This is a genomic window from Sphingobacterium siyangense, assembly GCF_007830445.1.
In the GTDB taxonomy this organism is placed as follows: Bacteria; Bacteroidota; Bacteroidia; order Sphingobacteriales; family Sphingobacteriaceae; genus Sphingobacterium; species Sphingobacterium siyangense.
The window spans coordinates 57,742-83,796 of the sequence record NZ_VLKR01000001.1 but is presented as its reverse complement, the minus strand read 5'-3'; the positions used below and the strand labels follow the sequence as shown (position 1 = coordinate 83,796).

The following is a 26,055-nucleotide window of genomic DNA, read 5'->3' as shown; positions in this document are numbered from 1 at the left end:
CATGGAAGATACATTTAAGAGTGAGGTTGCGGAAGGTATTCCGACCGTATTACCTCCAAAAGTAGAACGAGATCATACAATAAGTCATGCCCCCAGACGAAAGGATATTCTCACCAAGTCGGAAGAGAAGCTGGCCCTACGGAATGCATTGCGTTATTTTCCAAAACAATGGCATACGGTTTTAGCACCTGAATTTTTAGAGGAGCTTCGTAGTTTTGGGCGAATCTACATGTACCGCTTTAGACCCCAATACGCAATGCACGCTCGACCGATAGATGATTATCCAGCAGTGAGTAAGCAGGCGGCAGCTATTATGTTGATGATTCAGAACAACCTCGATCCAGCTGTAGCACAACATCCTCATGAACTGATTACCTATGGTGGGAATGGAGCTGTTTTCCAAAATTGGGCTCAATATCGCCTCACCATGCAGTATCTTTCGCAGATGACAGATGAGCAAACTTTACATCTTTACAGTGGTCATCCAATGGGGCTTTTCCCTTCCTCACAACATGCACCTCGTGTTGTTGTAACCAATGGCATGATGATTCCAAACTATTCGAAACCGGATGACTGGGAACGTTTTAACGCCTTAGGCGTTACACAATATGGGCAGATGACTGCAGGTTCCTATATGTATATTGGTCCACAGGGTATTGTGCATGGCACCACAATTACTGTCATGAACGCTTTTCGAAAACATTTAACAGTAGACGATACCATTCAAGGCAAGGTGTTTTTGACTTCTGGTTTGGGAGGTATGAGTGGCGCACAGCCCAAAGCAGGTAATATTGCCGGCTGTATCACCGTATGCGCTGAAATAAATCCCGCTGCGGCAAAAAAGCGGCATGAACAGGGTTGGGTAGACCGATTGATAGAAAATATCAATGAACTCGTTGAACAGGTACAGTTGGCGATGGATCAAAAGGAAACAATTTCCTTCGCCTATATCGGTAATATTGTCGAAGTGTGGGAAGCCTTTGATCGCGAAAATATCCACATCACGGTAGGATCTGATCAGACATCATTACATAATCCTTGGTCTGGGGGCTATTATCCAATGGGGCTGACCTTTGCAGCATCCAATGCGCTATTAGCGACCGATCCTGACCGGTTTAAGCGATGTGTACAAGAAAGCTTAGTACGACATGTCGATGCCATCAATAAGCATGTAGCCAAAGGAACCTATTTCTTTGATTACGGCAATGCGTTTCTGTTGGAAAGCAGCCGTGCTGGTGCAGCCGTATGGAATGATAAAAAGGATCAGTTCCGCTACCCATCTTATGTGCAGGATATTCTTGGTCCAATGTGTTTTGACTATGGTTTTGGACCATTTCGCTGGGTTTGCACGTCTGGAAAGACTTCGGATCTCCAAAAATCAGACGAAATAGCCATGACAGTTTTAGAAAAGCTTCGAAAAGAAGCCCCTGTGGAGATTCAGCAGCAGATGCAAGATAATATTCAATGGATCAAAGAAGCTGGTAAAAATAGACTTGTAGTAGGCTCTCAGGCGCGTATTCTTTATGCAGATTCCAATGGACGTATTGCCATAGCAAAGGCTTTTAATGAAGCCGTAAAAAGTGGCTTATTTGAAGCACCTATTGTTTTGGGAAGAGACCATCATGATGTGAGCGGTACCGATTCACCTTATCGGGAAACAAGCAATATCTACGACGGCAGTCAATTTACAGCAGATATGGCTATTCATAACGTCATTGGCGACAGTTTCCGGGGGGCCACTTGGGTATCTATTCACAATGGCGGCGGAGTCGGTTGGGGTGAAGTCATCAACGGAGGCTTCGGTCTACTGCTAGATGGCTCTGAAGAAGCAGCTTTTAAGTTAGAAAAGATGCTGTATTTTGATGTGAATAATGGGATTGCTAGGCGCGCCTGGGCTAGAAATAAGGAAGCTAATCAGGCGCTAGATCGTGCAATGGAGAAAAATACGACATTGCAAGTTACCCGCGCGCAACTTGTAGATGACGATATTATTGAACAATTATTTGATCTGAGCGAATGAACTTATTGTTGAATAATCCGGAAATATACAACAAAGGAGACCAAGCGGTCTGGAAGGGGCGTATCGATGGGCAGGATCGTGAATGGATGCGTTGGCATCAATTAATGGATTGTGTTGATCTTCTCGAGCAGCCCGATTTAAGGCAGTCCATTGCTTTTCTCGGATTCTGTAGCGATGAGGGGGTTGGACGCAATCAAGGTCGTGTAGGAGCCAAAGATGGACCGACAGCACTTCGGAATGTATTAACAAACCTTCCTGTACATTTTTCTGATAAACTAAAACTTAAAGACTGCGGTGATATACTTATAAAAGACAGTGATTTAGAGCTATCTCAACAGGGGCTTGGGGCTGCATTAAATTGTATTCTCGAACAAGAAGGATTTCCAGTCATCTTAGGTGGTGGCCATGAAGTAACTTACGGCCATTATTTGGGTGTTAAAGAATTTCTAAAGAGTCGTAACCAAAGTCTTGGCATTATTAATTTGGATGCCCATTTAGACATCCGTCCATTGCAGGATGGCAAAGGGAATTCTGGAACAGGCTTCTTTCAAATCGAGCAGGATCAGTCTAAAGCTGATTTGCCATTTCATTACTTGGCGATTGGTATTCAGGGAATTAGTAACACCAAGGGATTGCTGGACTATGCCAAAGAGAAGGATGTGCAGATTATTGAAAGAGAGAGTTTGGTCATTGAAAAGCTGGATTTAATTAGGGAAAAAATTGTTAGTTTTTCCAAATTAGTGGATTATGTGTATTTGACGGTTGATCTTGATGCTTTCGCTGCAGCCCATGCACCGGGAGTAAGTGCATTGGCATTTAACGGTATAGTTCCTGATCATTTGTTTTTTACGATCTACGATATGCTACTGGATCTGCCTAATCTAAAATCTGTCGATTTTGCCGAATTCAATCCCCATTTTGATATTGATTCCAGAACGGCCAAACTAACGGCTGATCTCATTTTTAAGTTGATAAACAAATTAGCAATTAAACTTGATTAGCAACTGCTCATTAGCTAAACAGGGGGCAAAAAAGATGGTTAGATACATTGCGACAGGAATCTAACCATCTTTTTTCATATTGGCGAGGTCTTAAAAAAGCACATCGGCTAATGCTGGATCCTTATCAAAAACTGATTTTGCAAAAGGACATAAAGGCATAATTTTTAAATTTTCTTTACGTGCATAAGTCACTGCCGCCATCAATAGCTGTTTACCTAGCCCTTTTCCTGCATATTCAGAATTTACTTCCGTGTGGTCTATAATGAATTTTGTAGGGCCAGCCCAGGTATAGGTCATTTGTGCCACTGACTTTTCCTGATCGATAACCTCAAAGCTACCATGTTTATCGTCATTTTTTTGTATTACTTCCATGAGCATGAATTTAATTAAAGAAAAGTACAAAATAGACAAAATCCAGCAATATATAATATGAACAGTGATTTAGAAAAACAGCTATTTCTATCAGCTAGATTGTATAATTGGCTTCCGTGTTTTGTAAAATTGCGGTGACCCTTTTAAGTAGCTAATATTTTTAGTATTTTTGCTTTGCGTTATGAGTGTAAATCAAAGCAAAAGACAAGAATTTGCCATTGTGGACATAGAGACTACAGGTGGCAATGCAAAATCGAGCAGGATCACAGAGGTTGCCATTGTTATTCATGATGGTAATCAGGTTTTGGAACGTTGGGAGACCTTGGTGAATCCAGGGAAAGAGATTCCGAATTCGATTTTTGCGCTTACGGGCATAGACAATGACATGGTGAAGGACGCTCCGTTATTTGATCAGGTAGCCGAGCACATTTATGAAATGCTCAAAGACCGTATTTTTGTTGCGCATAATGTAAATTTTGATTATTCATTCATTCGATTTCAGCTTCAGGAATCGGGTTTCGAGTGGTCGGCGATTAAATTGTGTACAGTACGCTATGCGCGAAAAATAAAGCCGGGATTATTGTCCTATAGTTTGGGACGCCTATGTGATTATCTAGATATCCCGATTGAAAATAGGCACCGTGCGGGTGGCGACGCTGATGCAACAGCCATTCTCTTTGCTTATTTGAAAGTGCTAGATACCGAACAGGTATTTCAGGATATGATTAAACATAAAGCGCTAGATCAACGTTTTCCACCGCATTTAAATCCCTTGGAATATGAACAATTGCCCAACGAGGCTGGAGTCTATTATTTTCACGACAAAGCTGGAAAAGTAATTTATGTTGGCAAGGCCGTCAATATAAAAAAAAGAGTATTATCTCATTTTACAGGGAATAATATTCAAGCGCAAAGGCAACATTTCTTAAAAGAAATTCATCATATAAGTTATGAGTGCTGCGGGACAGAGCTGATGTCATTGTTGTTGGAATGTGCTGAAATCAAAAAATTCTGGCCAAAATATAATAGAGCACTTAAACGGTATGAGCCTAAATTTGGTTTGTTCTCTTATGAAGATCAAAATGGCTATCTCCATCTGGCAATTGGGAAGACAACAAGGGGACAAGAATGTATTCAGTTGTTTCAGCGGGAATATGACGCTATACAGTTGTTGCAAAGCTTTATTCAGCAGGACGCTATTAATCCGCAATTTTGTCAGTTTGGGCACGCCAGTTTGTCTACGAAAGCTTTAAAGAAGACCGAATTGCCCGATCGAGACCTACACAATACTCGGGTGGAACGTTGTATCGAGGATTGGCTCAAACAGCAGCCATCCTTTGTATTGATCGATAAAGGACGTAATTCCGATGAAAAAAGCTGTATTGTCATTGAAAATGGTGTTTTTTATGGAATGGGATATATTGATCAATACGGCCAGTATAGCAGGTTTGAAGATATAAAAGGACAAGTTAAAAGATATCAGAGCAATCACTACATGATGGAATTGGTCAAAATGGCAGCAGAAAGACAACCCGCTAAAATACATTTCTTAACAAAATCAAAGATTTTACCTGATGTTGCGGCAGAACCTGATTTCTCTTATGAAAAATTGGCTCCGAATAGCCTCTTTAATTTCTTTTAACAGTATATGTTCTATTCTTATTTTGGAAATGTCTTGCGTTTAGTCATTTCAATCTCAGTAATCTGTTAAAGAAATGTGAAATAGTAATTTATGCGCGATTTTGGTCCAATAGTTGAAATATTCTTTGTGTAGAATATTAAAAAAAGACTTTTCATAATTTAGGTTAATAATTGGTTAGTTAAAACCTGGGGCTCCCAACCTCAGGTTTTCTTTTTTTTATATTTCCGGACAAGAATTTTAAGCGAAGTATGACTTCTATTATGATTATTCAAAATAAATTAGCGTTTTTTTTTATTTAAATATGTGTTTCAATTTGCTGTTTTTCAGGTGATTGCCTTTTGTCCCCCCTTTGTCCCCCTAAATTTTTTCTCTGTGTAGTTAGTTTGAGCTATTTTAGTGTCAGCATACTGTAATAGCGGAATTAGTAAAACAAAGATGGGGCGTTTTCTAAAAGTAGCTGCGGTATATCTTATCCATATCTTTATATATAAAAAGGGCCTTGGCCCTTTTTTTTATTCTTATTATTCAGATTGCCTATTTTGAGCCAAAGACACCTTGACCTAGATTTTGATATAGATCTTTTTCTTCCGTAGGCAATATGCGATCAACCAATTCAAAGCCACAAATAGCAGCGCAAATAGAGCGGAGGATAATCGTTGGTTTTGCCAGCTATCAAACAGGGAATGGTAGCTTAAGTTCCAGAGATTTTGATGCGTATCTCCGATGAGAACAAAAGAACAAATCGTAGGGATTAAGCCGCTAAGACAATAGATAAATAGTGTATTCTTACCGAAATCGTCAAGGACAGTGTAAATTATCCCTTTGATGTTTTGAAATTCGATAAGATAGATTAATATACCAAGAAAAGAGAGTGCAATTCCAGTGCTGAATACGGAGTAGCTGCTGGTCCAGATCTTCTTATTAATAGGAAAAACAAATGACCATAGATAGCCAATCAGGATAAAGGACAGACCTACGATAAATAGGTTCATCAGCTCCCTTTTTCCTGTCAGTTTTTGAATAATGTACTTTCCGGTAATATACCCGAATATCGTTTGACTGATGGCCGGTAATACGCTCCAGATATCCTCTGGATCAAACGCTGTTCCCTCGCCGTGATAGAGATGGGATGCACCAAAGATTCGGATATCCAGTGCCGTTCCAAACCACCCCTCCAGACTATATGGATCTGTTGGATTACCAGAATAGCAAATTAGCCAATAAACTAATAGGAGCAAGATACTAATAGTGGCCGCACCTTTGTCTCTAAAATAGTATAGTATAATCGCCGTACTGAAATAGCAGAGCGCAATACGCTGCAGCACCCCAAAATACCTATACTTGGCAACGGGAATCCACTCGAGCTGGTGAAGACTATTCCATTCTACAAAAGGGAAAATATTTAAAAACAGACCGAGTAGAAAAAGGATGATTGTTCTTTTGACAATTTTATTCCAGTACAGTCCTGGTGCCAGCTGATCACTATTTTTTAAAGAAAATGCCATGGAGTTTCCGACAGCAAATAAGAAAAATGGAAATATAAGATCTGTAAACGTACATCCATGCCAGATGGAGTGTTCAAGTTGAGGAAATACATGATGATAGTTGCCGGGATTATTGACGAGAATCATAGCCGCGAGTGTAAACCCACGGAAAATATCCAGTGATTTAAAACGAGTCATAACAAAGTATATTAGTAAAAAAGGCTGTTCAAGAAATTAATCCTTTGAACAGCCTATGCTTGGTCTAATTAATAGCCTGGATTTTGAGTCAGGCTCGGATTTGCCTGCAGTTCCAATAATGGTATTGGAAGGAGCAGGCTATTTTGGTTAAAATTATACTTAATCAACGTGGGGTTGCTCTGTTTGCCGTTATCGCATGTAAATTTTATTTCATTTAGTTTATTCATTACATCTACCGTGACACCATAACGATTTAAATCATCCCAACGTTGACCTTCGAAAGCAAGTTCCAATCGCCGCTCGTTGAGAATGATGGCCTTTAGTGCACTGGAGCTGACACCGGATAAATCGGACAGCCCTGCGCGATGACGTATGACGTTAATGGTGTTTATCGCACCAGAAGTATTTCCCAAGGCGTTTTGAGCCTCTGCTTTAAGCAGAATGATGTCCGCAAGCCGCAAAAGGTAAAAATGATCGCCACTTTGGAAGCTGTTGGCATGTTTTTGCTTTACATTAAATGGTATTTCTGTATCGGCATCTCCACAAGGGTTCCAAAACTCATCTGCCCAAGGGACAGAGAAAAACCAGATGTTGGCATTCTTTCGTTCAGTGTCGCCAGCGCTGTCATAAGCTTCGACTAGATCTTTCGAAGGTGTGCCATACCGGCGCCATTCGTTTTCGTTGATTTGGCCATTTTCATCAAGATCCGGGAAAAAGAATGCACCACCCCAACAGCTTAGATTGGGACTGCCGGCGATATAGGGAATCTCTATGATGGATTCACTGTTATAGTTATGTTTACCGTCAAAAAGATCCGCATAGTTTTGAAGGAGCTGATAGCCACCTTTTCCAGTAATCACTGCATCGGCGTATTGCAATACCTTATTGTAATCTCGATCAGGGCGTTGTGCCCATATCTTGGTCAGCAAGGCATTTGCTGCACCTTTTGTCGCTCTAACCTTGTCGATAGAGGCTTGCCCAAATCCATCGGGAAGATTGTTTGCTGCCACTTGTAGATCCGAATCTATAAAATCATAAACCTCCTCTACAGTTGATCGTTTGATGCGTAATACTTCGGCATCGGTACTGTTGGAGTGTTTTTCCATGGGTACACCACCGTAAAGTTTGACCAACTGATAATAATGGAAGGCTCTTAAAAATGAAGCTTCTCCAAGAATTTGTTTGCGTCTTTCATCCGAAAAAGTAGGATCTGTGACTTTATCAACATTGTCGATAACGATATTGCATTTTGAGATTGCTCCATACAGTTCTTCCCAATCCCTGCGTACCATTTCATTGGTATTGGTAATCGTATTGTAGTCAATTTGTGCAAAGTCTATCTCACCACCACCGGCCGCATGCGCATTGTCCGAACGGATATCGGTCTGTAAAATCATCTCCCATTGATAATAATTGGCATTGCTTCCTGGGCGGGTACCATTGCCTATAAAAGAATTATAGGCCCCGTTTAATGCTTTCTCAATATTGTCTCCGGTGAGATAGGCATTTTCACTCGTTACCGTGGAGGTAGGCTGAAGATCTAAAAACTTTTTGCAGGAATTTAGAGCAAGAGAAGCCAATAAGGCGATGGCTAATGAGGTATATCTAGTTGATTTCATTGTTTGTAAGCTAAAAGGTTAAAAAGTTAGGTTTAAACCAACAATAAAGGTGCGTGCCTGTGGCGAAGTACCAAAATCGATGCCCGGTGCCATATTGGAGCTCACGGTTTGCTGGTTAGTTCCCCCGTACATGCTTACCTCAGGATCTAAACCTGAGTATTTTGTGAATGTTAACAGATTCTCGCCTGTCACATAAAAACGGACCTTATTGAGCTTCCATCTTTCAAGCACTTGTTTAGGTAGGGTATAGGCCAAAGTCATCGATTTTACCCTGAGGTAGGAACCTTTCTCTACAAAACGGGAAGAAATCTGTGAATTGTAGTTGTCATCTGTATTGTTTAGATCCGGACGCGGCATAGTACTATTTTTGTTATTGACTGTCCATCTGTTTAACACGGCAGCACTTTGGTTTCTCGGTTCCCACATACCTTCTGTATAAATACGTGTCGCATTAAGGATATCATTTCCCTGTACACCCTGTAAGAAAAAAGAAAAGCTGAAGTTCTTATAGCTGAAATCATTTGTCATGCCATAAGAGAATTTTGGTGTAGCATTACCAATGATAGCCATATCACTCGTTTGAAGACCTGCTTCAGGATCGGCCATCTGATAGATCATATCTCCGGTGTCTGGATTGACACCTTTTGCGACATAGCCCCAGAATGATCCCAATGCAACCCCTTCTTTTGCAATCGTACTATTGCCACGGCCATCAATATTTCCGTCATAGTAGGTTCCGCCATCAATATTCAGTACTTTATTGCGATTGAGCCCAAAGGTCACTGTTGTATTCCATTTGAAATCGTGAACGAAATTTCGGCTACTCAATTCGAATTCGAAACCTCTATTCTGTAGGTCGCCGAGGTTTTTCAACGCAGTTCTATAACCGGAACTATAAGGAACTCTTGAGTTGAGAAGTAAGCCTACAGTCCTTTTTGCATAATAATCTGCACCAAATATCAATCTGGAATTAAAGAAACTGGCATCCAAACCAATATCGGTCTGGTTTGTTGTTTCCCATTTTAGATTGGGGTTGTCTAAGGTAGCAGGTGTATACCCCGGTACAACCTGATCCCCGATATTGTACGATCCCGTGACGTCAACTAAACCAAGATAGGAAAAGGCCGGAATTTGGCTATTTCCAACCTTACCCCAACTAGCGCGGATTTTCAAATCGTTTACTGTGTTTTTCAGGGAACTAAAGAAATCTTCATTGGATAGACGCCAGCCGGCAGAGAAAGAAGGGAAGTAACCCCAACGGTTATTAGGCCCGAATACAGATGACGCGTCAGCTCTCAGATTTGCTGTAAATAAGTATTTGTCGTTATAATCATAACCGATTTTTGCAATGCCAGAAACAGTGGATACAGCAGCATCTATCGCTGTTGGCATCTCCGTAATCATCGAACCTCCATTAACGGTGTGAATTGCTGGATTAGCAAAATTCTGGGTAGCGATATTTGAGATTGTTGTTTGTGTTTTAGTGGTAATATAACCTAGTAAACCTGTGAAGTGGTGCTTGTCACTAAAAGTTCTGTCGTAGTTTAATGTATTTTCGGACATCCAATACTGATTATCCTGCTGCTGGAGCGTCGCCATTCCTTTATATTTTCTACCCTCCGTCGTGCGGAACGGATCCACAAAAGTGCGGTACTGGTTGTTAAATTTCTCATACCCAAACAGCGATTTGAATTTTAATCCAGGTAGGATATTAGCCTCCACAAAGGCATTTCCTGTAAATCTGTTGTTGATATAGCTGTGCTCGTTGCCTGTTGCCAATGCAACGGGGTTGTCGAGATCCGTATAGAATGGATCTACTGTGAAAGCCCCCTTATCACCGTATATGCCGATGACTGGAGAGCCCAGATAAGCATTCATGATGACTCCATTTCGGGAGTTCTCGTTAATGTCAACGTCGTACCAACGGTTATAAGATAAGCTTGTTCCAACTTTAAAGATTTTATTGATCTGATGATCCAAATTAACCTTAAAATTGACCTTGTTTACTGTATTTGTGATGACTGTACCATTATCTTTTTGATAAGATCCAGAGATGTAAAACCCTGTCTTTTCATCTCCACCGCGTACTGAAGCCTGGTATTTTTGGCTGTGGCCGGTGCGGAATAACTGATCTGGCCAGTTCGTATCAGCGGTATATTTCGACCAATCCAAAGCTTCCCCCATCTCAGTCATTAATTCTCTATATTGTGCAGCATTTAGAACGCTAGGCTTTTTTCTGATGGCTGAAAATCCTTGATAGGTTTCGAAATTTACCTGTGTCTTACCGTTTGTTCCTCTTTTGGTCGTAATCAACACAACGCCATTTGCTCCAGAAGATCCATAGACAGCGGCAGAAGCAGCATCTTTTAGTACAGAAATACTTTGAATATCTGATGGATTGAGCTCCGATATATTTTCAGTAGGAACACCATCTACAATGTATAATGGGTTGCTACCTGCAGTAATTGTTGAGGTTCCGCGAACACGAATGGAGAAGCCAGCTTGAGGTTGTCCGGAGGATTTTACAATTTCTACCCCCGCCATTTTACCTTCCATGGCACTCGCCAATTGGGTTACAGGGCGATCTTCAATATCTTTTGTACTCATGGTTGCAATGGCTCCCGTGATGTCTTTTTTCTTCTGTGTTCCAAAACCGACCACAACGATCTGTTCCAGTTGATTGTTGGCAGTTTTCATCTGCACGTTGAGGAAGCTATTGGAGCCTACCGTACTACTGATAGTCTCATAACCTATCGAACTGAAGCTGAGTTGATGTGTAGGGGTCGCTTCAATCGAGAATTCACCTTTACTGTCTGTTTCCGTTTGTCTACCTGTTGTTGTATTGCGGATTGTGACCCCTGTTAATGCCTTGCCATCGACATCGGAAACGCGTCCTTTGACAAGCTGTTGTACATTGATCGTGTTTCTTAAGGGCATATCATCTGTTTTCCTTTTTAGGACAATGGTGTTGTTGACAATTTTATAAGAATACGATAGCTCTTTCAGGTTGTCATCCAGAATTTCAACAATAGAACCATCTTTATGGTTTATTCGGATTTTTTGGTTATCATTAATCTGTGAGTTATCGTACAGAAACACATAAGAACTCTGACGCTCGATCTCTTTAGCAAACTTTGCCAAAGTATATTCCTTGTCTTGTAACTTGATTTTAGTTTGGTTTACATTTGCCATCGCCAAATTTGCATGGGAAACGCATTGGATAGCAAGTAAAGCAGCAAATAGTTTTGCCTTTTTACCAGTCCCTTGGATGGTTTTAAGTTTATACATAATTAATTGGGTAAGTTTGTTTTATATTAAATAATTTAGAGTTCAACTTCAATTTTATTGTTTTGCAATCGACATTTTATATCCAGGAAGTTGAGGGTCTCAACCAGTTGCTGGGCCGTTGAATTACGTTTTATTTTTCCTGTCAGTTCACGCTTTTCATTTGTTCCTTTATAGACAATATCTACATTATACCAGCGTTTTATGGCGGCGAGTGCATCTTTTATTGGTGTCGATTCAAAATAGAAAAAGCCATTTTTCCAGGCCATTGCTTCTTCGATATTGGCTTCTGCTACGATAAGATTCCCACCTGAGGTAAATGCTGCTTGACCAGGTTTGAGCATTTTTGACTTGCCGAATTGCGAGACTTGTACAGAACCCGCTATAAGTGTGGTTTTATTGTTTTCATTTGGATAGGAGCTTACGTTAAAATGGGTTCCAAATACGCGAATGGTTTGTTCATTCGATCGCACATAGAATGGTCGCTTACTATCGTGGCTGACTTCAAAATAGGCTTCACCAGATAATTTTACTTCACGGCTATTCGACGCAAAAGATTCAGGAAATGTCAAAACGGAGCCAGCGTTTAGCCACACCTTACTGCCATCGGCCAAAATTATCGTATACTCTGTTCCAATCGGCGTTTCAATGGTATTGGTACGGATAGCAGCGGTATTCTTACTGGCTGTAAATTGATATTGCACGGTTCCGGAAGCAGTTGTAACAACTTTCACCTGTTCATCCTGATGGAGAACGCTCTGTTGGTGGGCAGAAAGGTCAATTTTAGTTCCATCGGCTAAAGTTAATACGGCTGCTTTAATACCCGGATGAACTTGCTGTTGCGTCTTCACAGCTACCTGCGGGGTATCTCCGGTTGTTCTTTTAACAAGGTAAAGGGGCAATATAAATAACAGTGCCAAAGCAGCAGCTATTCCACTCAATTTCACCCATTGTGGAATTCGCTTGATTTTTGACGCTTGGATTTCCTGCTTGATATGTAAGAATAACAGCTCTTTGAGTTGTTGTTCATCCGTTGCGAGCTCCTCGGGGATAGGGAGAGGTTCGCCATTACTTGTTTCATACCATTGTTGCAGTTCGGCTTCTTCTTCAGGGGTACATGTGCCTTGAAGCCATTTATAAGCCAATTGCTTTATCCGGAATTGATTATGATCAACCATATTTAGGGGTTATTTATATATAGAGTCCCTAAATTGGGCTGATACCCTGACAAGAAGAGAAAAAAAATTACAAAGTAATCAGAAAGCGCTGAATACCAGTGCGTATTTTTTTTAAGGCACGGCTTAATTGGGTTTCGACAGTTTTCACAGAGATGTTCATACTTTCAGCGATCTGTTTATAGGAGAGTCCCTCTTCGCGGGATAATTTGAAAACAAGCTGGCATTTTTCAGGCAATTCCGAAACAAGCTGATCTAGCCGAACACGAAGCTCTTCAAACTGAAGCCAATTTTCCGTCGAGTTATCAAAATCCACCCATTCCGTATCATGCTTAAAAGCTTCCTGCTTGTATTGTTGTGCGAGATATTTAAATACTTTGTATTTAACGGCCACAGCGAGGTAGGAGGCGAGATTGCTTTCAATTTGGAGTTGATGGCGTCTCAGCCAAAGTGAAGTAAAGATATTTTGTACAATTTCCTGCGCATCTTCCAGTGAATTTGTTTTGCGGGCAGCCTGGTAATAAAGCTTTTTCCAATAGCGATCGTACAAAGCTTCGAACGCTAAGCTATCGTCTTGTTGAATCAACACGATCAACTCTTCATCTGAATGGCCTCCAAAATCTCTCATGCAAGACAATAATTTGTTTTTCTATGGTTATACGACGTGAAATGCTAATTGCGCTATAAATGTAGGGACTAAATTATGAATAATGCAACTTTAATAAATAAAAGCTGGCTTTAAGCAGCTAAACGCACATTTTACAAAGGAAAGCAGCTTCGAATAGACAAAAAAAAGGAGTATCTGAATCAACAGATACTCCTTTTTTGAAGTGGTGCTTCTTAGAAGTTTGGTTTCAACAAGTATTTATCGTAGAATCGGAAAATATGATCAGCTGCTTCCTCGGCAGTATCCACAATTCGAAATAGTTTTAAATCCTCTTCACTGATATATTTGTTTGAAATCATTGTATTTTGAACCCAGTCCATTAATCCTTTCCAATATTCAGAGCCGACCAATACGATTGGAAAACGCGCAATTTTACCGGTTTGAATCAGTGTGATTGCTTCAAAAAGTTCGTCCATGGTTCCGAAACCTCCAGGCATAACAATATATCCTTGAGAATACTTCATAAACATGACCTTTCTGACGAAAAAGTACTTAAATTCAAGCAATTTGTCGCGGTCAATATATTTGTTGTGAAATTGCTCGAATGGCAATTCAATGTTTAGACCAACAGACTTCCCTCCAGATTCGTAGGCGCCCTTATTGGCTGCCTCCATAATACCCGGTCCACCACCGGAGATAATACCATAACCGCGTTCCGTCAATAAGCTAGCAATATCTACCGCCATTTGATAATATTTGTGTTCGCGTGGGGTACGTGCTGATCCAAATATTGAAACACAGGGGCCAATTTTTGCCAATTTCTCAAACCCATCCACAAACTCTGACATCACTTTAAAAATCTGCCATGAGTCCTTTACTTTAATTTCCTGCCATGTTTTGTTTTCAAATGCGCGGATAATTTTATCTTCTTTTGTAATGTCCATATATAACGTTATACATTTAATTTCTAAAACCTAATTTTTCAAAAAGGAATACAATATAGCTATTTTTTTAATACTAGCTACTTTTTCTGATTATTCTTACATTTGCATTATGAATTTTTCTTCTAAACTTCTCGAGAACGCAGTTGCCGAATTTGGAAAATTACCTGGCGTGGGACAAAAGACGGCATTAAGACTAGTTTTGCATCTGTTGAAGCAATCCGATGCAGATGTAGCGCGTTTTACGGCCTCTATCGATCGCTTGAAAGAAGATATTCAATATTGCCAAGAATGTTTCAATATTTCTGACCACAGTATATGTGAGATATGCGCCTCATTCAAACGCGATAAAAGTTTGATCTGTGTTGTAGAAGACACGCGAGACGTGATGGCCATCGAAAATACAAATTCCTATCAAGGTGTATATCATGTATTGGGAGGGTTAATTTCGCCAATGGACGGTATTGGCCCCGCTGATCTAAAAATCGAAGGGTTAATTAATCGAATCCAAAGAGGTGAGGTAGAAGAAGTTATTTTGGCCCTTTCAGCAACAATGGAAGGGGATACCACCATTTTTTATTTATACCGTAAATTGCGTGAGTTTGATGTAAAAATTACAACGATTGCCCGCGGTATAGCCTTTGGTGGCGAGCTGGAATATGTCGATGAGCTGACCTTGGGACGCTCCATTGCGACACGGGTGCCTTACGAGCGCAACGTTGGTTAATTGTATTTCAGATAGATTTGTTTCACGCCTTCGTGTACTTTTCTTCCTTTGTCAATTTGTTGTTGTCGCCATAAGCTGTCGGTGACCATACGATTTGCTTTTTTATTTTTTAAGATATTCACATAAGCAATTTTACCGAGTACCGTCTTCTTTAAACCCAATAGTGAACAGGAATAGTCTCCCAATAGATAATGATTGTAGTAGAGATGAATTTCGCGCATAAGCTTTCGTCCCCATTTGTTTGTGGGGTATGCTGCTTTAATGGGCTCTTCCATAAGCGCTTTTGCTAAAGCCAAACTATCCTGATCTCCTGATTGTTGTGTCATGGTCCAATAATACAAAGCTTCAATGGCTTGCTCCTCTGTGTCGGGGAGAAGTTGCATTGGAATACCCAGCAATGTTCCGATAAATTTCCAGACATGGAATAAACCTTCAATCTCGTTTTTCAATACATTGAATTTTATGCGTTTTAGTCCCGTTAGGTAAACAAGAGAAAATCCGAGATTGGTTGCAAGCATATCCCATGTATTTAATGGAATGCCCCATTTTTCTGTTTGCCACTGACCGTGCTTTAGGATGTTTAATCGCGCATACGAATGGATACATCGGGTGAGTAGAATGGCCTCTATGCCAATATTACCCTTTTTCAGAGCATCATCGCCTGTGATATCAACCCAAAAGGTTACCGTTTCGGTGAGCCGTTTTACGGCACCTTTTTTTAGTGCTCCCGTAAAGATTAAGGGTTTATTGATCGCACTGGATTCATAGCCTCCCATGAGGACATAATCCCGTAACACAATAAGTCCTGATAAACCAGAGCGTTGACTGAGCCCAATGCCTTGTTCTATTTTATCCCAATCTAACCAAGAAGGGCTGAGATCTAATGTATTTAAAAAATTCAGCAATACATGTTCGTATGCTGCATCAATAGGCTTGCCTGCAAGTGCATCTTTAAGCAGTTGTTGACCTTGATGGAAACCAATTTTTAGATGTAGCTGCTCGACAAGTTGGTCGCAGCTATTGTCAAATTGATAGAGTAAAGGAGTAAATTGATCGGCAGCAGCGATGGAAAGTTTCGTCGGCAATTTGCGAAGCAATTCGACACCAAGACCCTTTGACCAATAAAAAGAAAATGAACTTGTATTAACTTGATAACGTTCGGGTACTCGCATATCTTCTATTGAATTGTCCAAACGGTATAACTTCCAGTTAGTGTGATACTATCATTTGATTTATTAAACTTAAAGTCTATATAATCCATTTGACACGATGAGAGATCACTACAACAAAATTGACGATCAATTTTAAAATGAAGTCTAAAAGAACCTTCGGTACTATTTGTATAAAAAGTCAATCCACTTATGCTAAAGTCACTTAAATGCGGTGCGCCATCTTTATCTTCCAATTGCTCGATAACGTAATCATTGATTTCTTGCTGATGTTTGTCGATGAATGGTATAAGATCTTGATTGCTGAATGGTATGATTAAATCGTCTTTTTTTAGTTGGATTCTGATGTTAATTTCTGTCATCTTATTATGCTGTACTAATAAAGATCTCTCCAGTTTGGAATATATAAACTGAAAATTGCCTCTGTTTCTTTTTGCGTCTTATGAGCAAATTTACAGAAAGCCTTTAGAATAATTAGATTGATGTGTTCTTTTTCGAAATCAATGAGTCGATTTGAAAAATGAAATCCACCTTCAACGATTCTAAAATCGTTTTTGGATAATTTATGGATGGTTACTGTAGCTACATCATATATATCCAACTGTTCTTCCCAATAAGCAATCTGCTTGATTATTTCATGATAGAGTAATTCCTGACTCCATTTGTGCAGTAATTTCAATGTATTCGTGCTCTTCTTTTGATATACACATATGCTTGTAGCTGTCAGTTCAACGGTTGCTAGCGTTGTGGAAGGATAGATTTTGACCAAATAAGGTTTTCCAAAAAGGTAGTAGGGATTTTCTAGATAGGAATAGGATATACCTTCCGATTTACTTTCTGGCGGGTTTAACTTGATGTACTCTTTAAGGAAAGCAACATCGCAATGTGCCGGAGCATGTACACGATAGGGTGATGAACTACCCGAAATTTGGATATAATCTTTATTCCAGGGAACTATTTCATAAAATATACGACCGATTTCGATTTGCATTTCTCGATTTTAAATTAGATTTGGGGCGTCGGCATTCAATATCGCTTGACACCCTAGCAGCCGCGTTAAAGTAACATTTTTTTATATTAAACAATAGTTATAATCGTAACAATTTTCTTTTATACAGGGAGTCCAAACAATAAGAGTTTCGTTTGAACAAATAATGGACTAGGAGTAACCAACTTCGGACTGTAAGCAGTATGTCTGTACGATGCATCCATAGTAAATACACTTAAAAAAGGTGGACTCAACGTGGACTCACTGTGGAGTCACTGTGCTTACAGGACGAAGTTGGTCATAAGTTAGTCGTAATTTGTAGCATTGTTACCAGCTCTCACTAGTTTTTGTTTTTAATATTTAGATACTATCTTTGGAATACTGTTTATGTATCAACCCAACGACCATTTTCCAATATTAGACCTGCAGAAATTTCAGGAAGGGATTATCGCTGACCGCGATTTGCTTTTTCATGAGCTCATTGGCCCTAGAGAAATTAGTGAACCGCACAAACACGATTTTTTTATCCTTTTATTGTTTCAGGAGTCTGTAGGCACACATACAATAGATTTTGACCGTTTTGTACTAGGCGCAAATCAGTTACATCTGGTTTTTCCGGGACAGGTGCATCAGTGGCAGATGGCCGATCCTACCTATGCACTGCAGCTCATGATCAGTAGGCGTTGGTTCGAAAGCTTATTACCTGCGTTGCGATTTCCTATTTCCTATTACCTTAAGCATTTGGTCATTGATCTTTCAACAGCCAATTTCCAGTCCTTATTAACAGAATTCAAGGCAATTGCAGATGATTTACAGGATGGCGAGATCCTATGGGAATTGATTTACGCACGGGTCAAAGTAATTACGCTTCTGATCAGCAAGATCGTTCAGGATAATTATGATGATTATGAACAATATCAGGCTAATCCAATTATGGCAAAATTTGTGCAGCTTATCGATGAATGGTATAAAAGTGAAAAATCAGTCGCTTTTTATGCCGAGAAGCTAAATATTTCGGCAAATTATCTGAATGTGTTAAGTAATCGGGTTTTACAGAAATCAGCTTCATTTTTGATTCAGGAACGTGTGTTACTGGAAGCAAAGCGATTGCTTAGAATTTCGGATAAAACGATCAAAGCGATTGTTTTTGATTTAGGGTTTTACGACAATGCAAGCTTCAGCAAGTTTTTTAAAAGCCATACGAATATGACGCCAAGTCAGTTTAAAGCACAGCCATAATATCTACATAAGCTGTGATAATTCGTACAAAGATCATTGGCTCAAATCACTTAGCTTTGGTGAAAAATGATATAGGCATGAATGAAATCAATCAGAATCAAGAGACATATTTGTTGAAGAATGTATTGCTAGAAACAGGCTTTCTTTATGAGAAGGACGAAATTGTTGCTACGAAAACGGCATTATTTGATATTCAAATTGAGGCAAATAAAATAAAAGATATTGAGCGAGCGCAATCGGTAGCGAATGGAAAAGCTTTTGATGTGAAAGGTAAATTGGCATTGCCACCATTCCGTGACATGCATATTCATTTGGATAAAACATTATACGGCCTGCCCTGGAAGGCGGTATTTCCAAAAAATAGAACTGTAAAAGATATGATTGCCAAGGAATAGGTGATTATCCCCGAGTTGTTGAAAACCTCTGTCGAACGGGCCGAAAAGTTAATCGCGCTTTTACAGGGCTACGGAACAAATTTTGCACGTACGCATTTTAATGTAGACCCAACATCGGGAACAAAGTCATTGGAGCATTTGTTACAGGCGCTGGAACATTTAAAATATTCATTTGCTGCAGAACTGGTCGCATTCCCCCAGCACGGTCTATTCTATACAGAATCGGCGAAACTAATGGAGGAGGTAGCTAAATGGGGGCAGGTGGATTTTATTGGTGGTTTGGATCCCTTTAGTATTGACGGCAGTATTGAGAAACCGATGGACTTGACCGTTCAACTTGCATTGGATAATAACAAGGGAATCGATATCCACTTGCATGAGGGAGGGGAATCAGGTGTTAAGACCATACATTATTTGATTGATAAAGCATTGGAAAATCCGGTATTGCAGGGACGTACATTTATCAGTCATGCTTTCGCCTTAGGTTACATGCCGAAAAAGGACTTAGCACATACGGCCGAACGATTGGCAGAAGCGAAAGTTGGTATCTGCAGTTCGGTTCCTTTTCGCAATATGTTGATGCCATTTCGGGAATTGAAAAAAGCGGGAGTGGAAGTTTTTGCAGGAAACGACAATGTTCAGGACCATTGGGGTACTTTCGGTAGCGGTAATATGCTTCAAAAAGCCAATCTGGCTGCGGAATTATATGGTTATGAAACTGAATTCGAGTTATCCCGTTGCCTTCGTTATGCGACCAATGGCAAAATTCCGCTTGATGATCAAGGGAATTCCGTATGGCCGAAAGTTGGAGATGATGCTAGCCTCCTTTTTGTCGATGCGAGTTGTTCTGCAGAAGCAGTTTCTCGCATCTCAACTGTCTATGGGCTTATCCATCAGGGAAATGTGGTCAAATGGAACAATAGTTCCCAAGCTTAATTGAAAGTAGCAAATAATCATAAATTGAAAATGCCAATTTATCGTCTAGAAAATTGGCATTTTCAATGCTGGGGGTAACGTTTAGTGTAGGAAAGTCGTCTTGCAATAATCTATTTTATAAGAACCTTGCTCATTGACCAATTGAACTTCATTTTTTGTTCGGATGTCATTACCGTAATCAATAAATACGATAAATTTGCTTTCAGTTACTCTGTCGATTTTGACATCCTTGATATCCAATGCGTCGTCATTACCTCTTCCAAATAACCAGGTTTCCGCTGTATATAAGGGGTAGATTTTTCCCCATTTGGCCTTGTAAGCTGCCTCAGCTTTGGGTAGTTCTTCATCTGTGAGGTTGGAGGGCCCGTAAATTTCATTCGCATCTTTTAAAAAGGCTTGGAATCGCTTGGTACATAATGCGCCCTCTTTATCCAGATAGTAACAATATTTCCCAGATGCGGAACCTGTACATTGAAAAATTCCTTTCAACCAAGCTTCTGCTTGCTGATTCTGACCCACTGCCGTGTCTTGCTCCGCTGTCCTTGTGCTGTCTTTGATTGGTATTTGCTTTGCAGGATGATTTGCAGTAGCGCTTTTATGGTCTTGCGCTGAATTTGTACAGCTTGCTAACATGCAAAACAGCCCTATTGTTGCATATAAACTTTTCATTTTTGATATCGTCTTAATATTGGAATAAAATTAGGATATAAATTGGATAACATGATCACGGATTACCACTATATTCAACAGAATATTCATCAAAAAATCTAATTTTCCATTCTTTTTGAAACAATGCAGAGGGCCTAAGTCTACCATGTCGATTTAAGACGCAATGAATTTGCGTAGTTCAGGACTTCTAAATCTTTTTTTACAGCAATTATTTATTTTTATCATCTGTATATCAGTACTATATAGTTTTTCATAGGTTTTTCTTATTTCTTTTTATTGTTACGCAAATTCCCTGCGTAGTAAACCAACGATATTTGTAATGTCAACAATGACAAACGTTCTTTGATGGAAATTATAGCGAAAAGCTTTAAGATATATACTTTATTATGAAGTATAAAAGAGCCTTTCTTCTTCAGATGGCATCCTGGTCACCTGTTTCAGTATAGCAGGTTAGTATTGTTCTCTATGAGCTTCAATATACTGATAAAACGAGAAGTCGAAAGGAAAGTGCTCGTGTTAGAGGTTCGAATCCTCTCCTGTAAAAAAGGTAGCTCAAGGGTAGAGCAAAGCAGTTAGTTGTGGGTCGTAGGTTCGATTCCTACTCCTGAGCAATCAGGATAGTTCAGTCTGGTTAGAATAACAACACAATCGTGTGGGTTCGAATCCCACTTCCATTTTCGGATGGAATAGCATAAGGGTATTGCATCGAACTGTCCATTCGGACATTCAAAGTTAAGACTTTCTTCAAAAAGGTCGTTTGGTAGAAGCTTGCTATCTTTTATCCTGCTTATACGCTGTTTTCATGCGATTGAGCAATTGATTGATGGCCTGAGATTCCTAAGTGAGGTATCTGCATTTATAATAAAATGTCATGACAATAAGATGGGGTATTTGTTCATCGACTTTTGATTTTAAAAAGGGTATCTGGACTTTCGAATCCCGCTTGAGGTCAAGGGATAAAAAATAGCAGGTTTTATAATAGAAATGAGGAAAATTTAAAAGAATATACAATGAAAAGAGTACAACTAACTACAGACGAAATCGGATTGGTTGTTAAAAACAATGCGGTGATCCGTGTTTTGAAATCCGGTAACTACTGGTTGGGATTTGGTGAAAAACTGGAGAAGTACACGACTACTCATCCATTTCCTTCCGGTCGCAATGTCGATGTACTGTTGCAGTTGACAGGTTTTCGCGAATTGGTCGATATCGTTGAAGTGGGTGATACGGAGATCTGTCTTGTTTTTTTGAATGGTAATTTTGAAAAGACGTTAGCGTCTGGCAGACATCTTTTTTGGAAGGAATTGCGCGAACGCAGATTTCAATTAGAAGACATTACGGAGATTGAGATCCCTACATCTGTTAATCGTCAATTGCTGGAGAAGCAGAGCTTAGGCTATTATGTACGTCAATATAAAATTGAACCAAATGAGAAAGCATTGCTTTTTGTGGACGGTGTGTTTGTAGATATTTTGAAGTCGGGAACGTATTGTTGGTGGAAGAATGCAAAAACCATAGCGATTTCAAAAGCTGATATGAGAGTCTTGACGTTGGAGGTGGCGGGACAGGAGATCTTGTCCAAAGATAAGGCACAGATCAGAATCAATTTCACGCTGCAATATCAGATTGTGGATATTGTCAAAGCGCTATTGGATAATAAAGAATATGAAAAGCAATTGTATTCGTTGATGCAGTTGACCTTACGGTCCTATATTGGCCAGATGACTTTGGACGAGTTGATGGAGCGAAAGACCGAAATACAAGGCTATGTCTTAGAAAATACATTGCCACAAGTCGCGGGCTTGGGTATAACACTGTTGACCTGTGGCATTAAAGATGTTATTTTACCAGGAGATGTGCGGGACATCATGAACCAGGTGTTGATTGCAGAGAAGAGGGCGCAGGCAAATAGCATCATGCGTCGTGAAGAGACTGCTTCAACACGGAGTTTGTTGAATACCGCGAAGCTGATGGAAGAAAACAGTATGTTGTTTAAATTGAAGGAAATGGAATATGTGGAAAAGATTGCTGAAAAGATCAATACGATTTCGGTTTCCGGAAATGGACAGATTGTTGACCAACTCAAGCAATTGTTTGTGAAATAAAAGATTAATAAGTTGAAAGAGGTGCAGGTAGCAACGTAAAGAGATGTTGTTACCTGCTTTGGAGAAGTTGTATGGCTGCTCCATCAAAAAAGAACGTAAAAAAATGGAAAATAAAAGAATAAATGGCAATGATTTAATTGCATTAGGATATAAAGAGAATCATTCCTTGGGCGTGGCATTAAAGATCAATAGTAAAAGACACGGTTTTACGCGGGTAGAAATGCTCGAAAAATTCAAGTCTGTCCTGGAAGATCCGACCGGGTATTCAGAAGATGCTGTTTTCGGAATTTTGGCTCATGCCATACTTGGACAAGAGGCTGTTGATAAGTCGTTAATTGCATTGAACGAGACTCCGGCGGAATATACGATTTATGGCGCGTCTGAAATCGAAACAGGGGCAAAAGTACAGATGAATATCGCTATGAAATTGCCTGTTTCAGTTGCCGGAGCGCTGATGCCGGATGCGCATCAAGGATATGGGTTGCCAATTGGTGGAGTACTGGCGACTAATAATGCGGTGATTCCTTATGGGGTCGGTGTCGATATTGGCTGTCGTATGGCTTTGTCTATCTTTGATTTGCCAGCCTCATTTTTGGAAGAGAATTTAATGACCTTGAAAGACATTATTCTGCGTAATAGTAAGTTTGGTGCTGGCAATGGATATTTGAGACATGAACGTGTAGATCATGCTGTATTGGATAACGAATTGTTCACTGAGAACAGCTTCCTTTCCGCATTGAAGGATAAAGCCTGGACGCAATTGGGATCTTCAGGTGGGGGGAATCATTTTGTGGAGTTCGGTATAGTCGAATTTGAAGAAAGAGATGAGGTTTTGAACATTGATAGCGGAGCCTATTTAGGCTTACTGACCCATTCAGGTTCAAGAGGAATGGGCGCCACCATTGCTGCACATTATACAAAATTAGCCAAATCCTTGTGTAAGTTGCCTTACCAAGCTGAAAATCTAGCCTATTTAGACTTAGATACTCATGAAGGGCAAGAATATTGGCTAGCGATGAATCTCGCCGGAGATTATGCATCAGCTTGCCATGAAGTGATCCATGAAAAGATTACGTTGGCTTTAGGGGCCGAATTGTTGGCGAAGGTCGAAAATCACCACAATTTTGCATGGAAGGAAACGTGGAATGGTCAAGAGGTTATTGTCCATCGAAAAGGTGCTACGCCAGCTGCAAAAGGGGTTATGGGGATTATTCCAGGCTCCATGGCTACACCAGGATTTTTGGTTCGTGGAAAAGGGGAGTCGAATGCGATACAATCGGCATCTCATGGGGCAGGTCGACTAATGAGCCGTACGCAAGCGATTAAAACGCTATCTTCCCATGATCTCCATTCGATGCTTAAAGATAAAGGTATTATGTTGCTTGGGGCAGGGATGGATGAAGCGCCGATGGCCTATAAAGACATCCATACCGTAATGGCTTCACAAAAAGATCTTGTTGATGTCGTGGCAAAGTTTTCGCCTAAGATAGTCCGTATGGCAGATGATGGGAGCAGGGAAGATTAAATCATGAAAAAAGCGCCTCAAACGTATTTGAGGCGCTTTTTTATTGTGATTTGATCATGTTTTGTTGATCAATCAGTGAGATTAAAATGGTTTGGCTGTCGCTACTTCCTTATAGGTGTATACATTATAAGGATATAGTTTTTTTGCCAGCGCTTTCGCAATAAAACTGCTAATAAGTAGCGGTGCCAGAAGCAAGTAGCCCCCCGGAACAAGACTTGCGATAATAAAGATTGCTGTAAAGGGGGCATGTATTGCTGCCGAAAGCATTGCCGCAGCACCAAAAAGAGCAAAATTTATAACCACCAATTGTGTGCCTAGGTAATGATTACAAAGCTGTGCAAACAAAACGCCTAACAATGCACCTGTAACAATACTTGGGGCAAAAACGCCGCCATCACCACCTGCACCTAAGGTCAAAGAGGCTACAAAAGGTTTTAAGAGAACAAGCAGGATCAGCGGAAGAAAGTACAGTAAATTAACAGAATCATGCAGACTGCTTTTTAGAATTTCTCCAAGACCATGATAGCTGTCGCCATACAATGCCGGCAAGAAAAAGATAAATGTCCCAACGGTGATTGCGCCCAAATTGACACGGATAAAATTACTTTTTATGCCTGCAAAATAGGACTTTGCATAAATAACAATTTTAGTGAAATATAACGCTAAGATCCCGCCAATCAGTCCTAAAATGGCTACAAAAGGGATCGCCTGCCATCGCCATGCTTTTACCTCAAATGTAAATAAAGGACTTGCATCAAGGTAATAAACAAATACGGACGCCACAGCCATTGAAGTTAGTCCACTAATGAGTAAAGTCTTATTATATCTCCGTGCAATTACCTCAAAAGCGAAAAGAAAACCACCCAATGCGCTTCCAAACAACAGTGTGACTCCAGCAATTACGCCTGCGCAGATCAACTCGGTTTTGTAGGCCCAAGCCGGATGCAATCTCCTATACGCTTGGTTGCCTACTGTAGCTGTGGCAACAACTGTGGAGACTTCAACACCGGTTGAACCACCAAAAATTACAGTTAGAAAACCATTGATATAATGGGAAGGAATCTTAAAAAAAGGCAAATGGTCTTTTCTTGTTTCCAATGTTGTATAGATTTCTTTGATCCCTTTGTTTTTTCTGTTTTGAAAAGCGTATTTCCGTAAAAAATAAATAGCTGTAATACCGATGCTGGGTAGAATAATAAACAGTTTAGGATTCCAGGAAAATACTCTTTCAAACAATTCTTCCTGTACATAACCTGTGCTGTGCTTGAGACTGTATGCCAGTAAGCAACAAATGATACTAACGAGAGCTGAACTTCCAATTAATTTTAAATAGCTATATCGAACAACTTTTTTTCTGTATGTCGTATTGCCTTGCATAATGTTTTTCTTTAAATCGGCACAAAGGTAAGTGTTATTTAGTTTAAAATAAATGATAAATACCTTAAGACATACTTTTTGTTACGATAGAGGGCTTACTGGATACCGATGAAAATATCCACTTTTGCGTCTTGTGGATTTTGAGCTTTTTCGCCATATATTTCGAAGTCTGCGGCATACGTTCTTGGTAAATCCGAACTCCATATCTTTTGCCAAGTTTCATAAACGATGCCATCTTCTAAACTTCCTTCTGCAGTAAAGTGTTGGTAATGATTTTCAGCGATATGAATACCATCCAAGTCTTCGGGTACTTCTTCAAGATTACTCACTTTACAGCCCAAGAAAGTCGTATAAGGTAGGGTATGATCCTTTTCATATTCGGTATAGATACAGTAAAGTTCGCTGGATATCTTGTTGGGAATACGGCTTAATACATCTTCTTTAAAAAAGCGGGCCCAAAGTTCTGGAATGTCCTTAGCTGCCTGTCCATCTTGGTTGCTCGTACGGATGGCGAGGCCAATTATACTGAATGAAGGGATTGTTTGATTTTTCATGTCTTTTAGTTTTCCCCAAAGTTAGAT

General features: G+C 40.0%; 22 protein-coding genes and 1 tRNA gene. 10 read left to right on the top strand and 13 right to left on the bottom strand.

The annotated features are described in order from the left end of the window. Position 1 precedes the first annotated feature (1 nt). Entirely contained in the window at positions 2–2,020 is a 2,019-nt protein-coding gene (locus tag IQ31_RS00345) for a urocanate hydratase (protein ID WP_145326774.1), read from the top strand. After that, entirely contained in the window at positions 2,017–3,021 is a 1,005-nt protein-coding gene (gene hutG / locus IQ31_RS00340; protein WP_145326773.1) for a formimidoylglutamase, read from the top strand. The genes IQ31_RS00345 and hutG overlap by 4 nt, the downstream gene beginning before the upstream one ends. Before the next feature lie 90 nt (positions 3,022–3,111). Here the strand turns inward: hutG and IQ31_RS00335 are convergent, their stop codons facing one another. Further along, complete coding sequence (locus IQ31_RS00335) at positions 3,112–3,393, bottom strand: GNAT family N-acetyltransferase (RefSeq protein WP_145326772.1); 282 nt, start codon at positions 3,391–3,393, stop codon at positions 3,112–3,114. 181 nt (positions 3,394–3,574) lie between these two features. On the opposite strand from IQ31_RS00335, the gene IQ31_RS00330 reads away from it, so the two are divergent. Beyond that, positions 3,575–5,035, top strand: coding sequence for an exonuclease domain-containing protein (locus tag IQ31_RS00330; protein ID WP_244294275.1), 1,461 nt, complete (start codon positions 3,575–3,577; stop codon positions 5,033–5,035). Between the two features lie 560 nt (positions 5,036–5,595). On the opposite strand, the gene IQ31_RS00325 is transcribed toward IQ31_RS00330, so the two are convergent. From IQ31_RS00325 to IQ31_RS00300, 6 genes are all read right to left on the bottom strand, one after another. Further along, entirely contained in the window at positions 5,596–6,717 is a 1,122-nt protein-coding gene (locus tag IQ31_RS00325; protein ID WP_145326770.1) for an acyltransferase family protein, read from the bottom strand. Between the two features lie 68 nt (positions 6,718–6,785). Continuing rightward, complete coding sequence (locus IQ31_RS00320) at positions 6,786–8,336, bottom strand: RagB/SusD family nutrient uptake outer membrane protein (RefSeq protein ID WP_145326769.1); 1,551 nt, start codon at positions 8,334–8,336, stop codon at positions 6,786–6,788. An 18-nt stretch (positions 8,337–8,354) separates the two neighbouring features. Then, on the bottom strand, positions 8,355–11,624 hold the full coding sequence (locus IQ31_RS00315) for a TonB-dependent receptor (protein ID WP_145326768.1): 3,270 nt from the start codon (positions 11,622–11,624) through the stop codon (positions 8,355–8,357). Between the two features lie 35 nt (positions 11,625–11,659). Next, on the bottom strand, positions 11,660–12,799 hold the full coding sequence (locus IQ31_RS00310) for a FecR family protein (RefSeq protein ID WP_145326767.1): 1,140 nt from the start codon (positions 12,797–12,799) through the stop codon (positions 11,660–11,662). 67 nt (positions 12,800–12,866) lie between these two features. Further along, entirely contained in the window at positions 12,867–13,424 is a 558-nt protein-coding gene (locus tag IQ31_RS00305; protein WP_088161622.1) for an RNA polymerase sigma-70 factor, read from the bottom strand. Between the two features lie 212 nt (positions 13,425–13,636). Further along, the gene (locus IQ31_RS00300) at positions 13,637–14,341 is read right to left on the bottom strand and encodes an LOG family protein (protein ID WP_167512255.1); all 705 of its coding nucleotides are present in this window, start codon (positions 14,339–14,341) and stop codon (positions 13,637–13,639) included. Positions 14,342–14,456: 115 nt separating this feature from the next. Between IQ31_RS00300 and recR the strand changes: the two genes are divergently transcribed. Next, positions 14,457–15,071 (top strand): recombination mediator RecR, encoded by a 615-nt coding sequence (gene recR, locus IQ31_RS00295; protein WP_088161620.1) that lies wholly within the window; start codon positions 14,457–14,459, stop codon positions 15,069–15,071. On the opposite strand, the gene IQ31_RS00290 is transcribed toward recR, so the two are convergent. Genes IQ31_RS00290 through IQ31_RS00280 form a run of 3 tightly spaced genes read right to left on the bottom strand, consistent with a single transcriptional unit; the run spans position 15,068 to position 17,231 of the window. Further along, the gene (locus IQ31_RS00290; RefSeq protein WP_244294274.1) at positions 15,068–16,264 is read right to left on the bottom strand and encodes an oxygenase MpaB family protein; all 1,197 of its coding nucleotides are present in this window, start codon (positions 16,262–16,264) and stop codon (positions 15,068–15,070) included. The genes recR and IQ31_RS00290 overlap by 4 nt on opposite strands. Then, positions 16,249–16,602 (bottom strand): hypothetical protein, encoded by a 354-nt coding sequence (locus tag IQ31_RS00285; protein WP_145326766.1) that lies wholly within the window; start codon positions 16,600–16,602, stop codon positions 16,249–16,251. Before IQ31_RS00285 ends, IQ31_RS00290 begins: the two co-directional genes overlap by 16 nt. Before the next feature lie 14 nt (positions 16,603–16,616). Next, a complete protein-coding gene (locus IQ31_RS00280) occupies positions 16,617–17,231 on the bottom strand; it encodes a hypothetical protein (RefSeq protein WP_088161617.1) in 615 nt (204 codons plus the stop codon). Between the two features lie 384 nt (positions 17,232–17,615). Between IQ31_RS00280 and IQ31_RS00275 the strand changes: the two genes are divergently transcribed. The 3 genes from IQ31_RS00275 to IQ31_RS00270 all read left to right on the top strand — a co-directional run bounded on the left by IQ31_RS00275 (position 17,616) and on the right by IQ31_RS00270 (position 19,798). Beyond that, positions 17,616–18,467 carry an AraC family transcriptional regulator gene (locus IQ31_RS00275; RefSeq protein WP_088161616.1) on the top strand — a complete coding sequence of 284 codons (852 nt, stop codon included), beginning with the start codon at positions 17,616–17,618 and terminating at the stop codon, positions 18,465–18,467. A gap of 77 nt (positions 18,468–18,544) precedes the next feature. Further along, positions 18,545–18,862: an amidohydrolase family protein gene (locus IQ31_RS27800; RefSeq protein WP_244294272.1), complete on the top strand. Its 318-nt coding sequence runs from the start codon at positions 18,545–18,547 to the stop codon at positions 18,860–18,862. Then, on the top strand, positions 18,863–19,798 hold the full coding sequence (locus tag IQ31_RS00270) for an amidohydrolase family protein (RefSeq protein ID WP_244294269.1): 936 nt from the start codon (positions 18,863–18,865) through the stop codon (positions 19,796–19,798). A gap of 81 nt (positions 19,799–19,879) precedes the next feature. On the opposite strand, the gene IQ31_RS00265 is transcribed toward IQ31_RS00270, so the two are convergent. Beyond that, positions 19,880–20,467, bottom strand: a complete 588-nt coding sequence (locus tag IQ31_RS00265) for a hypothetical protein (protein ID WP_244294267.1) — start codon at positions 20,465–20,467, stop codon at positions 19,880–19,882. A gap of 546 nt (positions 20,468–21,013) precedes the next feature. On the opposite strand from IQ31_RS00265, the gene IQ31_RS27240 reads away from it, so the two are divergent. The 3 genes from IQ31_RS27240 (at position 21,014) to IQ31_RS00255 (ending at position 24,097) form a co-directional block, all read left to right on the top strand. Continuing rightward, positions 21,014–21,075 (top strand) — tRNA-OTHER (locus tag IQ31_RS27240). Between the two features lie 402 nt (positions 21,076–21,477). After that, positions 21,478–22,572: a slipin family protein gene (locus tag IQ31_RS00260; protein ID WP_145326765.1), complete on the top strand. Its 1,095-nt coding sequence runs from the start codon at positions 21,478–21,480 to the stop codon at positions 22,570–22,572. Positions 22,573–22,675: 103 nt separating this feature from the next. Then, positions 22,676–24,097, top strand: a complete 1,422-nt coding sequence (locus IQ31_RS00255; protein ID WP_145326764.1) for an RtcB family protein — start codon at positions 22,676–22,678, stop codon at positions 24,095–24,097. An 81-nt stretch (positions 24,098–24,178) separates the two neighbouring features. Here IQ31_RS00255 and IQ31_RS00250 read toward each other — a convergent pair whose 3' ends face one another. Next, the gene (locus tag IQ31_RS00250) at positions 24,179–25,474 is read right to left on the bottom strand and encodes a chloride channel protein (RefSeq protein WP_145326763.1); all 1,296 of its coding nucleotides are present in this window, start codon (positions 25,472–25,474) and stop codon (positions 24,179–24,181) included. A 95-nt stretch (positions 25,475–25,569) separates the two neighbouring features. Then, positions 25,570–26,028, bottom strand: coding sequence for a GyrI-like domain-containing protein (locus tag IQ31_RS00245; protein WP_145326762.1), 459 nt, complete (start codon positions 26,026–26,028; stop codon positions 25,570–25,572). Between the last annotated feature and the right edge of the window lie 27 nt (positions 26,029–26,055).